A 12,576-nucleotide genomic window follows, 5' to 3' on the forward strand; every position below is an offset into this window, starting at 1 on the left:
ACAGATCTACAGACGTTTTCTCAATGTTTCCTCATAGTCAACTTTATTAACTATAACGTATTTCTTCCTAAAATGAAAGAAATACATTTTCAAACTTTTTCATGTCACCCGAACATGAGTTATCTTATTTTAATTTGTAGCCGTTGTCGAGCTTTTCAACTTGCTTCTCTTTCAACAGTTTTCCAAGCGCTCGTTTAAATGCCGCTTTACTCATCCCGAATTCACGGTCGACGATGTCAGGTGATGTCTTATCTCCGTATGGCATTTGTCCTCCACGTTCTTCAATATACGAGAGGATGCTCGCCGCATCACCATCAATCGCCTCGTACGCACGTGGCTTCATCGAAACGAGGACCGTACCATCTTGTTTGACTTGTGTCACACGAACGGTCAACTGTTCTCCGAGACGTGGCCAACGCGTCATCTCTGCCTCATGCAAGAAACCGAGTGATTCGCCTTCGACCCATACGTTGACGCCCACTTCACGTTTATTGACGACGATGGCCTGGACATCTTGGTTGTTCCATTCTTCTTTCGAAGGACGTGCCAACAAGTTCAAAAATGCATATGGGGCAGGGTCTCCGAGTAAACGACCTTTTTGGTCATACTTCAATCGAATACACAATTGATCGCCTGTTTGTGGCCAATACGACCGGTTCTCCGGTAAATCATCCATGGAAACGAGAACGTCCTTTTGAATTCCGATATTCACAAAGACCCCAGTGTTGTACCGGACGCCCGTTACCTCAAACCATTCATACTCATCAAATGAAACGGTCGGAATCGTCATCGTTGATGCGAGACGTCCTTCTGAATCATGATATAAGAAGACGCGAACTGTTTGACCGATCGTCACTTCTTCTGTCTGTTCTTTACGGTGAAGGAGCACCTCTTCGCGGCCGTTACTAATGAATACTCCAAAATCAGCAGAACGTTCCGCGACTAAATCTACTACTTCTCCTGCGCGCAATGCCATTACACCCACATCCTTTTCTAAGCTATTACTGTCAGTATACCTATCTACACACGTTCCTAATCATATCATGTTCTCTTTCAACATTTTGAATAAATGTGTCGAAAATGTGAACGTGTTTTGAGACAGTTGAAATGGCGATTGTTTAATGAACTCACATGATTTATTAAAATTTTGTGACAATTTTGTGAACGCCTTTTTTTCTGCTAGTATCCTTTTTTTGAAAACGTTATTATATAGGAAGTGTCCAGTATAGATAAGGTTTCATTTAGGATTGATCGGGGGATAATAAATGTTTGATATACAGTCTCGTTCTTTTGCAAAACGTTTTACAAAAGGATTACTTGTCGCCTTTTTCGCATTGCTCGCATCACTCAGTTTTATTTTCTCAAACGGTGTCGATACGAACGTTTCGTCATCTTCGACTTACATGACCCAAGAGTAAACGCCATTCAGCCAACTGAAGGCGTTTTTTCTTTGGAATACATAACAGGATTTTCCTTCAAAAAGTCGAATACGATTAAAAGACCATGCCTTTTTCTTTCATACCCTTTAAGAAAAGGAGACTCCGCTATGATTTTTTATTTTCTCACGACCATTTTATCAATCGTAGGACTTGCTTTCTTGTTCCAGACTGAATTGTACAAAGATCCAATCGGGACATTTCTATTCGCCGTCTTGATTGCCATGGGACTCTCTTCCTTCAAACAACTCTTCATGCAGGCAAACGAGTATTTTGTAGAAAGACGGAACCAGAAACGAATCAAACGCGTCGTGGACAGAATGCACTCTACGACTCGAAAACGCTCTACATAACGCTCGTCTTCCCTCGCCACATTTGGTATCCTATGTAGGAACAGACATCGTACAATGGATTTATAATCGCAGGAGGCACACAACCGTATGAATGAAATCCCGTTATCGAATGAATGGCTACTTCGTTATTCACCTGTCATGGAGCTCTGGTTAAAAGAGGACGGCATTTTGCTCGTCGATGATGACAACCGAATCCGTCTCACTCTCGAAATCGGAAGTGACCAGGCCATGCAAATCAAAAGTATCGAGCAAGACGGCGCCTATTTCGTCGTCGATCCTGTGAATAAACGCATTACGTTCGAGCTCGAAGAAGAGGAAGAAGAGAGCGATTCTCGCTTTTGGGAATAAGGATTCATGCCGAAGGGTCGGATTCTCGTCAAGAGAAGAAGACTCTTTCTTGTTGTCATCATGAGAGGAGAGAATAGAATGATTCGAACAGCTGTATGGTTTTTCTCATTTTTTGCCGTATTACCGATCACCGTCCCGTTTTTACAGAAAGCGAAAAAAATCGAAACACCGAAACGTTACCGTTACGTACAAGATATCGCTTATAAATGGGCACAGTTTCTACTAAAAATCGCAGGTGCAGACGTCCGTGTCCATGGCCAAGACCAGATTCCGGATGAACCCGTCGTCTACGTGTCGAACCACCAAGGAAACTTCGATGTCCCGATCATGTTGACCGCCACGAAACGACCGAAAGCGTTTATCTCAAAAATCGAGGTTCAAAAATTCCCGATTATCCCACGTTGGATGGAATTGATGGGATGTATCTTCATCGACCGGAGTGACCGTCGGCAATCGATTCAAGCCATTCGTTCCGGAGTCGAAACGATTCAATCCGGTCAATCGATGATTGTCTTCCCAGAAGGCACACGCTCAAAAGGTGGACCGATGAAGGAGTTTAAAGCTGGAAGTTTGACGCTTGCCACATCAAGTGGTGCGAAGATTGTTCCAGTCGCGATTCAAGGCAGTTATAAATTGTTAGAAGCCAAAAATCGAATCACCCCGGCAACGGTCGATGTCACATTCTTACCTGCGATTGATCCGGCCGATTTGCCGAACAAGGAAATCGCAGCGACGGTCGAGGCGGCCATTCGTCAACAGCTTGAAGGAGAGAACGCATGAGTTTATTAATGATTGAAGGCATTCATAAAGAGTTTGCCGACAAAGTCTTATTTGATGATGTGACGATGACAATCCATCCCGGAGACCGTATCGGGATTATCGGCGTGAACGGTTCGGGGAAATCGACGTTCATGAAAATCATCGCCGGTACCGAGACAGCAGATCGAGGCACGATGCAGCATCCGAACGATTATCGGATTCGCTACTTGACTCAAACGGTTCAATTTAACGAAGGACAAACGATTCTAGACGCTTTGTTCACAAGTGACACTCCGTCCGTTCAAGCGTTGAAACAGTTCGAACGCGCCCGGCAAGCACTCGAAGCGGACCCGACAAGTGAGCAATTACTTGAACGCTTCATGAAAGCCCAACAGGCCGTCGATGCCGCAGACGCTTGGGAAACGGAAGCAAAACTGAAGTCGATTTTGAACCGGCTCGGTCTTCCTGACGTGTCAATCGATGTGAACGCCTTGTCTGGGGGTCAACAAAAGCGAGTCGCGCTCGCCGCAGCGTTACTCGATGAAGCGGACTTGCTCCTTTTAGATGAGCCGACGAACGAACTGGATGCCGATACAATCGCATGGCTCGAAACGATGCTTGCCGATTACCGAGGAGCCATCCTGCTCATCACCCACGACCGCTATTTCTTGAATCGTGTCACGAATCACATTTTGGAGATTGCGGATGGAACGAGTTACTTCTATAACGGGAACTATGAACTCTTTCTCGAGAAGCGTGCCGAGCGCAAAGCGCGGGCACAATCGATGGAACAGAAACGACAGAATATATTACGTCGCGAACTCGCCTGGTTACGTCGAGGCGCGAAAGCCCGGACAACGAAACAAAAGGCACGCATTCAACGCGTCGAAGACTTGAAACATCAAGAGAGCTTAGCAGAAGACGAGACGCTCGACGTTTCGGTCGGATCACGACGTCTCGGCAAAAAGGTCATCGAAGTCGAAGATTTGTCTTTCGGATACGACGACTCCCTTCTCATTCGGCAGTTTAATTGGATTTTCGGTCGCCGTGAACGCTACGGAATCGTCGGACCGAACGGGAGTGGGAAATCAACACTCATGAACTTGCTCGCCAAGCGCCTAGAACCGACAAACGGTACGATCGTGCACGGAGAAACTGTTTATTTAGGCTATTACGGACAACAAGTCGAATTTGAAGACGAGTCACGACGGGTCATCGATGAGATCGAACGCATCGCCAAAGTCATTCATACACCGGACGGCGAGGTCATCACGGCGGGGCAGATGCTCGAACGTTTCCTTTTCTCACCGGACGCGCAATACAAACCAATTGCGAAGCTATCTGGTGGCGAAAAACGACGCCTTGTCCTCCTGCGGATTCTCATGGATGAACCGAACGTCTTGTTCCTCGATGAACCGACGAACGATTTGGACACAGAGACGTTGTCTGTTTTAGAAGACTACTTAGAATCATTCCCAGGTACAGTCATCGCCGTCAGTCACGACCGCTATTTCTTAGACCGGATCGCCGGACAGTTGATTGCCTTCGAAGATGGGATCATCCAGGTGTATCACGCAGAATATAGTGACTACCTGGCCATGCGACAAGAAGAGGTTCGTCAAGTGAAGAAAGAGAAAGAACCTAAAGAGAAAAAGGAACGCGTGAAGTCGGAGGTCGTGAAATTCACCTTCAAAGAACAGAAGGAATGGGACACGATCGAAGAAGACATCGCCGCACTTGAAGAGCAGATTGAAGCGCAAGAAGCGACACTTGCATCAGCGGGTAGCGACCTTGGTAAAGTCAATGAGTTGTACGCAACAATCGCAGAACTGAAAGAAACACTCGATGCGAAGATGGAACGTTGGACCTACCTATCCGAAATCGATGAACAAATACAAGCACAGAAAAAAGGCTGACCTCCAAATAAGGTAGCTTATCAAATTTAATAAAAAGAGGTGGATTTCCAGAGCGTGTTCCGGAAATCCACCTCTTTTTTATCATTTCACTCGAATGACGATTTTGCCTTTGGCATGCCCTTCTTCTCCATAGTCATGAGCAAGTTTCATGTCTTCTAAATCAAAGACCCGGTCAATCACAGGTTTCAGTTCGCCTTTTTCAACAGCTTCCGCAATTTTTTTCAAACGCTCCCCTGTCGGTTGCATAAAGACGTACTCGGCACGGGCCTTCGCCTGTTTGGCTTCCTCTTCATTCGGGGGTGTGGAGATGGAGACGAGCATCCCATTCTCTTTAAGCATTCGATACAGTTTACCCTGCCCGTCGCCCCCCATCGTATCAAATACGAAATCAAGATCGCGGACGGCCTCTGCCGGGTCTTGTTGTTTATAGTCGATGACCTCGTCCGCTCCCAGGTTTTTGACCCAGTCCACGTTCTGCGTACTCGTCGACGTGACGACATACAAACCGTGTGCTTTCGCGAGCTGGATGGCTACTGTCCCGACACCACCTGATCCAGCTCCGATGAAGATGCGATCACCCGGTTTGGCATCCATCACTTCGAACATGACTTGCCATGCCGTATGGGCGACGAGCGGAAGTGATGCGGCCTCCTCGAAATTCAGTGAAGTTGGTTTTTTGACGACGAGATGCGCATCGACCGCGACGTATTCGGCATATGTGCCTTGTCGTGCAATATCCGGACGACTGAATACTTCATCCCCCACCTCGAGCTCGGTCACATTCGCCCCAACTTCTTTGATGACACCCGATACATCCCACCCAATGACGAGTGGCATCTCGAAATGAAGCATTTCTTTCAAGTATCCTTCACGGAGCTTCCAATCCACCGGGTTGACACTTGCGGCATGAACCTCAATCAATACGTCATCTGCACCGATCGTCGGTTGTTCAAGTTCACCTACTTTGAATTCGTCTGATCCGCCATATTGTTCGATATATGCTGCTTTCATCTCATCATCCTCCTTTGATTGACTCACTTCTAGTTGGTTCCCATTTTATTTCTCTTACAAACGAAAAAAGCACACCGCTTGTGGTCGGTGTGCTCAGACTGGCTGATGGGTCATATAGCTATAGACATACACGTCATGAGATTGTCCCCGCTGACGCATATAGTTATGTAGTCTACCTTCTTGAACGAATCCATTCTTCTCTAACATGCGTTGCGATGCGAGATTCTCGACATAGATAATGGCACCAACCCGTTCAATTTCACACGTCACAGCAAACTGAAGTGCCGCGTGAAGTGCTTCTGTCGCATAGCCTGCACTCCAATATTCCGGTCTAAGTTCATAACCGATCTCGGCACGACGGTGCGAAGGAGCTCGATTGTGAAAACCGATTGTCCCGATTAACGCTTTTGATTCGCGATGCTCGATTGCAAAACGGATGATCGCACCTGTTTCGATTTGTGCGAGCATATGGGTGAGCATCTGTTCCGTTTCTTCTAACGTCCGATGTGGCTCCATTCCGTAGTGGCGTAGCACGTGTTCATCTGAAAAGATGGCGAATACGTGCGGACCATCCTCCATTTGGAGAGGTCGCAGTCGGAGGCGCTCCGTTTCAATCACAGGGAGACGGTTCATCCTTTACTGACCAAGTTATGTTGGAACGCATAGACGACTGCCTGGGTCCGGTCATAGACGTCAAGCTTCGTCAAGATGTTCGACACGTGTGTCTTCACTGTTTTGAGTGAGATGAACAATTCGTCCGCAATCACTTGATTCGACTTGCCTTCCGCCATCAGTTGCAAAATTTCTCGTTCCCGAGCAGTAAGACTCTCATGAAGGGTCATTTCCGGATGACGCAGGCGTTCGAGCATCTTTCCTGTTACCTGGGCGGCCATGACCGGATTGCCGGCAGCGGTTTGACGAATCGCATCTGCGATTTCATTTGCATTCGCTGTCTTGAGGACATAGCTCATCGCACCGGCTTCGATAACGGGATACACTTTCTCATCATCCAAGAAACTCGTCACGACCAAAATTTTCGCTTCTTTCCAACTTGCTTTAATTCGTTTCGTCGATTCGACTCCGTCAACGGGCTCCATCACCAAGTCCATGAGGACAACATCCGGCTTCTCCGCAATCGCAAGCTCCGCTCCTGTCGCTCCGTCCGATGCTTCGCCCACGACTTCGATGTCCGGTTGTGTCGATAAAAAGGCAGATACGCCCGCCCGAACCATTTCATGATCATCAATTAATACAACTCGAATCATCATTACCCCTCCACTTGTTGTTTCACACGTACTTCAATTTGTGTCCCGACATTCGGCACACTGACTAATCGCAACGTTCCACCGACTTCTGCCGTGCGCTCTCTTATCGATTGTAATCCATATGAAGCGACTTGTGTATCGTCCACATTAAATCCGATCCCATCATCGTTAATCTTTAAAATGACCGTCTGCTGCACGGTTCGCATCTCGATTTCTAAACGAGTCGCTTTGGCGTGTCGTAACGTGTTACTAATCGCTTCCTGAACAATCCGAAACAGTTCGTTTTCAGTGTGCCGGGAGAGCTTCACTTCCTCTAAACGCCAGACGAGCTCGGTCGATTGTTTACGAGACAGTTCTTCTAACAAGCGTTCGATTCCCGTCTTGAGTGTCATGCCTTCTAATTCGACCGGTCGTAGTTGTAACAGCAACGAACGCATCTCTGCCTGTGCGGTCTGCGCCATGAGCTCGACTTGTTCCATTTGTTTACTCGCGAGATCTGGTTTCGTCTGCATCGTCTGTTTGACCGCTGTCGTCATCATCGAGATGGCATAGAGCTGTTGACTCACCGAATCATGAAGTTCTCGTGCGACGCGACGTCTTTCTTCTACGACGGCCTCACTCCGTGCCTCTTCCACACTGACCGGACGCTCACCGACTCGCTTCGCCATCTCGACCATCTCTTGGCGCTGTTTCGATACGCGGACGATTCGTTCGAGTGTATCTCGGTAAGGGGACATCGGGCGGAAAGTGATGTCTTTTTGATTCTCCAGTTTCCAAAGGGCATTGGCGACTTCTCGAAAGTCTCGGCGCAAATAAAAATACGAACCGACGCCAAAGATACTTCCGATCAAGACGGCAATCACCAGGATGGACACACCGAAAGGCAACCCTTCTTCACGCGAAAATAAATCGCTCAATGAAGTCGAGTCACCTATGAGAAACGCTACTGTGATCAAGAAAGCCGTCAACAGGCTACTAAACAGTTGATGCCAGACGACCGTTCGTGGATAAGAATCTTTTTTCATACCGTCATCACCTCGACACTTCCGCTCATGAGCACGATATGAATCCGGACTTTTCGCGTGGCCTGGACATAATCATCAGACGCTGTATAGAAGCGACGATTGAAAACCGGCGAATAGTTCGAGTCATCAACCTGCACTTTACCGAAGCCGATCGACGCGTCAATCGAATAGTCATACCCTGCAGGAATGAGGATTCGAATATCTCCTGCGAGTCCATTGAGGAGTAAGAACGTCTCTCCTTCCGGAATGATGGCTTGTGACAAATCCATCTCGACATCCCGTAGTAAAAAGAACTCATTCGTATCACGTAACACATAGTGCCCCGATTCCTTCATCCCAAATGAGAAGGCTTGTTCTTGACGAAGGGGTGTCCGGATTTTCGATTCGACCGGTCGATTCTTATAGAGTCGATAGCCGAATAACAGGAGAAGTCCGGAGAGCACGAATCCGAATGCCGCAGATGAGAAGATCAAGCCAATCAAGAGGATTCCCCCAATTGCGTAAAAAATATAGCTAGCAGACTGCTTGCCACGACGACTGAACCGTCGCCCGATATAGAGGAGAAGCAGCGGGATGATCATGCTGAATAAGACGCTATTGCCACCCGTCACAATATCGATGAAGAGTCCGACTGAAAATAAGATAATCATAAATCCAATGATTTGACGTGTGTTCCAACGTTCCATGTCCATTCCCCCTTTCTGTTCATATGTATGAAGCAAAGAAAGCGATGACCTTGTTCAGGTCATCGCCGAACCATCGCCTCACTCTTGTTTAAAGCGACGCTCCAGTTCTTTCAATTTTGCTTCAAAATCATCTTCATCTTCCTGCGCGTCTTGCTTCTCTTCGGCAGGTTGTTCTTCCTCAGTGAATGGATGCGACTGAGACGTATTTTGACCAAAGATTTGGTCGAGTGCCCCTTTTAACAAGTCTAGGTTTTCGCGCATCGCAAACTCATAGCGTTTATTTTGCATCTCATCGAGTTTGAGTTTCATCTCGAGCGCACGACGCTCTAATGTATCCAACTCGCGCTCACCTTCGTCAATCAATCCTTCAAAGTAACGGTACTGTTCCCCGTAATGTTTGGATTCGAGTGCCGCACGTTCTGCCAACTTTTCTTCCCCGGCTTGTTTCGCCAGTTCTGTTTGCTCATATCGTTTATCTGCCATCTTCTTGGCATCATCACGTTTTCCAGCAAGTTCTGCAAGCAATGTACGTTGACGTTCCACGAGTCGTTCAACCGACAACGCTTCCTTCTCCGCTCCGCGGATATGACGGTTCAATTCCGCTTCTCCACTTGAACGTGGCATCTCTTTATCCTGATACTTCTTCACTTCTTTCGAAATTTCTTTCGTCAATTCATTCGCTAATTCACGAAACTGATCAAACGGTGTCTTCATGGTGAATCCTCCTTATGAAATCTCAACGACGATTAACAAATTTTTGCCACACTTGATCAAACTGCTGGAAGCTGCTCCGACCGGCACGCGTTCCGTCTGCATTTAAAATCTCGACATCCGGGTCGCGTTTTTCACTTGTATACATCATATACCCTTTAAACAACAACCACGCGACAATGATTCCGACGAGCGCCCAAATGTTTGAGAGCATCGTCCCAATCCCAATGACGGCAAGGATCCCGAAACCAACTTTAGCACCGATGTGTGTCACAGCCTGAAAACGGACTCCAGCCCAAAGCGTCAAGAGCGCTCCTAATCCGAATAAGATCATATTCGGTAAAGAACCGATCAACACGAGCACTAGAGCGATCGCGGCTACGATGAACAACACCTTTTTCACTTGGTGATTCATCTGTCATCCCTCCTTGTTAAGTACACTCTTATCATAATACGTTATTTGACATAGGTCGACGAGCGGAAGGCTTGTTTCACCTCGGTCTTTAGACTGAGATGGTACCGTTTCCAATAACTGTGGTACACTAATGCTATCGAACAACGAAAGGATGATGTTTTATGAGCAACATGATGCATGCACGTAACCAAATGTCAGCAAATCGGAGGGCTGTCGTCCTCCATCATTAAAGGGAGGATTCTTTTTGAATCAACAAACTGAAACGGGACGTGTCACGGCACAGTTCCAACATCTTTATACGGTATCAATCGGAGAAAACGCCTATATGTGCGGGGTTTCCGGAAAATTTCGACATGCCGCGACGAGCGAACGGGATTACCCGGTCATCGGCGATTATGTCACGATTCAAGTTCGCGAGCATGGTCAAGGTACGATTCACCATCTCCTTGAGCGTCGGACCGTTCTTTCACGAGCGGCCGCCGGCAACGAGACACGTGAACAACTGATCTGCGCGAACGTCGACTACGTCTTGATTACGATGGCGTGTGGACACGACTTCAACATTCGTCGCCTAGAACGCTATACGCTAGCCGCTTGGGACACCGGGGCAATCCCAATCATCGTCTTGACAAAGACCGATCAAGTCGACTCCGTCGACACATTGCTCGAAGACATTCAAGTGAACGCACCCGGAATTCAAGTATTCCCCGTCAGTGCTGTGACGGGAGAAGGTGTGGCTGAACTTCGTCACGCATTGCCGAGTGAGAGCACGATCGCCTTCGTCGGTTCGTCCGGCGTCGGAAAATCTACGCTGACGAACGCCCTCGCCCACGAGACACTTGCCGTCACGCAAGCCGTCCGGGCGCAGGACGAGCGCGGAAAACATACGACGACACACCGCGAACTGTTCCGGATCGATGACTTATACGTCATCGACACACCAGGGATGCGAGAATTCGGACTATGGGAAGGAAGCGAGCATCTCGATGAGACGTTTCGTGATATCGAAGCACTTGCCGAGACATGCCGCTTCCGCGACTGCTCACATCAGAAAGAACCGGGCTGCGCCGTTCAAGAAGCGCTAACGAACGGTACGTTAGATGCGAAGCGCTATGCCAGTTATGTCAAGCTAGAACAGGAACTTCTTTATATGGAAAAGAAGCAGGCGGAACACGCTCGTGTATTAGAAAAGAAAAAACGTCGACCTTAGAACCGTTGCACTGTGAGTCAAACGACTCACAGTTTTTTATTTGAAATTTGACAGGTTCTCATCACAGGCGTAAAATTGCCGTATACTTAAAAAGTTTACCTAGGGAAAAAAATTAACCATTACGCAAAAGAAAGAAGGATTCGGCATGCTGAACGAAGTGGATTCGGCTCTCACTCACAAATCAATGTCTCAAAAAATAAAGACGCTCCTTCCTTTTTTAGGTCCAGCGTTCGTCGCTTCGGTCGCTTATATCGATCCCGGAAATTATGCAACGAACATTGCCGCTGGATCTCAATTCGGTTACTTGCTTTTATGGGTCATCTTAGTCGCTAACTTGATGGCCGGATTGATTCAAACATTGTCTGCTAAAATTGGAATCGCGACCGGAAAAAACTTGCCTGAGATTTGTCGTGACCGTTTTTCTAAGAAGACTGCTATCTTTTTATGGATTCAAGCCGAACTCATGATCATGGCGACAGATTTAGCAGAGTTTGTAGGGGCGGCACTCGGAATTTATCTCGTGTTTGATGTAACACTCATTCAAGCGGCACTTCTGGCCGCCGTCGGTTCTTTTGCTATTTTGGAAGTACAACGTCGGGGATATCGTCCACTTGAAACGATTGTGACGGGGATGCTACTCGTCGTCGCGCTCGCTTTTGCCATTCAAACGTTCAGTGCTCAACCAGAAGTAAAACCACTCTTATCCGGTCTTCTCATCCCTCGGTTCGATGGGACGGAGAGTATATTATTGGCTGCTGGAATATTAGGCGCTACCGTTATGCCTCATGCCATCTATTTACACTCTGCGTTGACACAACGACGCATCACGGGTAAAGATGCCGTCGCACGTAAACGTATCATGAAATTTGAACGAATCGATGTAACGATTGCCATGGTGCTCGCTGGTGCAATCAATGCGAGTATGCTAATAATCGCAGCCGCTGTCTTCTATAAGAATGGATTCGTCGTGAGCGACTTAGAGATTGCACACCAGCAATTTGACTCCTTTTTAGGTTCACCGATCGCCATGCTGTTTGGAATTGGACTAATGGTTGCCGGATTGTCGAGCGCATCCGTCGGGACTTTGGCTGGAGACGTCGTCATGCAAGGCTATATTCAAAAACATATCCCGATTTATGTACGTCGTGTGATTACGATGGCTCCGCCACTCTTACTCATCCTTTCCGGTGTGAACTTGACGAATGCTCTCGTGTGGAGCCAAGTCATCCTGTCATTCGGTATCGCATTCGCCCTCGTTCCTCTGCTTCTCTTCACGAGCAACAAATCCTTGATGGGCGAACTCGTGAATCATCGGATGACGACATGGATCGGTTGGGGAATTACGACAATCGTCATCGCATTAAATCTTTTCTTAATCATCCAAACCTTTATTTTCTGATTTATAAAACAAGCGCAGACCACATCGGCCTGCGCTTGCTTT

At 47.5% G+C, this 12,576-nt stretch carries 15 protein-coding genes; 7 read left to right on the forward strand and 8 right to left on the reverse strand.

Translation table 11 applies throughout. From position 1 onward, the window contains the following. Positions 1–124 precede the first annotated feature (124 nt). Entirely contained in the window at positions 125–976 is an 852-nt protein-coding gene (locus KNO72_RS11315; RefSeq protein ID WP_078146355.1) for a CvfB family protein, read from the reverse strand. 289 nt (positions 977–1,265) lie between these two features. Here KNO72_RS11315 and KNO72_RS11320 point away from each other — a divergent pair, with 289 nt between their 5' ends. The 5 genes from KNO72_RS11320 to KNO72_RS11340 all read left to right on the forward strand — a co-directional run bounded on the left by KNO72_RS11320 (position 1,266) and on the right by KNO72_RS11340 (position 4,812). Then, positions 1,266–1,418: a hypothetical protein gene (locus KNO72_RS11320; protein WP_015880844.1), complete on the forward strand. Its 153-nt coding sequence runs from the start codon at positions 1,266–1,268 to the stop codon at positions 1,416–1,418. Positions 1,419–1,546: 128 nt separating this feature from the next. After that, positions 1,547–1,789 (forward strand): hypothetical protein, encoded by a 243-nt coding sequence (locus tag KNO72_RS11325; protein ID WP_031421071.1) that lies wholly within the window; start codon positions 1,547–1,549, stop codon positions 1,787–1,789. A gap of 87 nt (positions 1,790–1,876) precedes the next feature. Then, a complete protein-coding gene (locus KNO72_RS11330; protein WP_015880843.1) occupies positions 1,877–2,137 on the forward strand; it encodes a hypothetical protein in 261 nt (86 codons plus the stop codon). Positions 2,138–2,215: 78 nt separating this feature from the next. Continuing rightward, positions 2,216–2,917: a lysophospholipid acyltransferase family protein gene (locus tag KNO72_RS11335; RefSeq protein WP_078146354.1), complete on the forward strand. Its 702-nt coding sequence runs from the start codon at positions 2,216–2,218 to the stop codon at positions 2,915–2,917. After that, complete coding sequence (locus tag KNO72_RS11340) at positions 2,914–4,812, forward strand: ABC-F family ATP-binding cassette domain-containing protein (RefSeq protein WP_214689188.1); 1,899 nt, start codon at positions 2,914–2,916, stop codon at positions 4,810–4,812. The genes KNO72_RS11335 and KNO72_RS11340 overlap by 4 nt, the downstream gene beginning before the upstream one ends. Before the next feature lie 81 nt (positions 4,813–4,893). Here KNO72_RS11340 and KNO72_RS11345 read toward each other — a convergent pair whose 3' ends face one another. From KNO72_RS11345 to KNO72_RS11375, 7 genes are all read right to left on the reverse strand, one after another. Continuing rightward, positions 4,894–5,823 carry an NADP-dependent oxidoreductase gene (locus KNO72_RS11345; RefSeq protein WP_214758197.1) on the reverse strand — a complete coding sequence of 310 codons (930 nt, stop codon included), beginning with the start codon at positions 5,821–5,823 and terminating at the stop codon, positions 4,894–4,896. Between the two features lie 93 nt (positions 5,824–5,916). Then, positions 5,917–6,441: a GNAT family N-acetyltransferase gene (locus KNO72_RS11350; protein WP_371815853.1), complete on the reverse strand. Its 525-nt coding sequence runs from the start codon at positions 6,439–6,441 to the stop codon at positions 5,917–5,919. Between the two features lie 11 nt (positions 6,442–6,452). After that, positions 6,453–7,088: a response regulator gene (locus KNO72_RS11355; RefSeq protein ID WP_015880838.1), complete on the reverse strand. Its 636-nt coding sequence runs from the start codon at positions 7,086–7,088 to the stop codon at positions 6,453–6,455. Positions 7,089–7,090: 2 nt separating this feature from the next. Continuing rightward, positions 7,091–8,113: a sensor histidine kinase gene (locus KNO72_RS11360; protein ID WP_015880837.1), complete on the reverse strand. Its 1,023-nt coding sequence runs from the start codon at positions 8,111–8,113 to the stop codon at positions 7,091–7,093. Then, the gene (gene liaF, locus KNO72_RS11365) at positions 8,110–8,799 is read right to left on the reverse strand and encodes a cell wall-active antibiotics response protein LiaF (protein ID WP_214685567.1); all 690 of its coding nucleotides are present in this window, start codon (positions 8,797–8,799) and stop codon (positions 8,110–8,112) included. The genes KNO72_RS11360 and liaF overlap by 4 nt, the downstream gene beginning before the upstream one ends. A 78-nt stretch (positions 8,800–8,877) precedes the next feature. Beyond that, on the reverse strand, positions 8,878–9,513 hold the full coding sequence (locus tag KNO72_RS11370; RefSeq protein WP_214685566.1) for a PspA/IM30 family protein: 636 nt from the start codon (positions 9,511–9,513) through the stop codon (positions 8,878–8,880). 22 nt (positions 9,514–9,535) lie between these two features. Next, positions 9,536–9,925, reverse strand: coding sequence for a lmo0954 family membrane protein (locus KNO72_RS11375; RefSeq protein ID WP_031421063.1), 390 nt, complete (start codon positions 9,923–9,925; stop codon positions 9,536–9,538). Positions 9,926–10,169: 244 nt separating this feature from the next. On the opposite strand from KNO72_RS11375, the gene rsgA reads away from it, so the two are divergent. Further along, positions 10,170–11,135, forward strand: coding sequence for a ribosome small subunit-dependent GTPase A (rsgA, locus tag KNO72_RS11380; protein ID WP_214731572.1), 966 nt, complete (start codon positions 10,170–10,172; stop codon positions 11,133–11,135). 145 nt (positions 11,136–11,280) lie between these two features. After that, the gene (locus KNO72_RS11385) at positions 11,281–12,534 is read left to right on the forward strand and encodes an Nramp family divalent metal transporter (protein ID WP_078146347.1); all 1,254 of its coding nucleotides are present in this window, start codon (positions 11,281–11,283) and stop codon (positions 12,532–12,534) included. The last annotated feature ends 42 nt before the right edge of the window (positions 12,535–12,576 follow it).

The organism is Exiguobacterium sp. s123 (genome assembly GCF_018617075.1).
Lineage (GTDB): Bacteria > Bacillota > Bacilli > Exiguobacteriales > Exiguobacteriaceae > Exiguobacterium > Exiguobacterium profundum.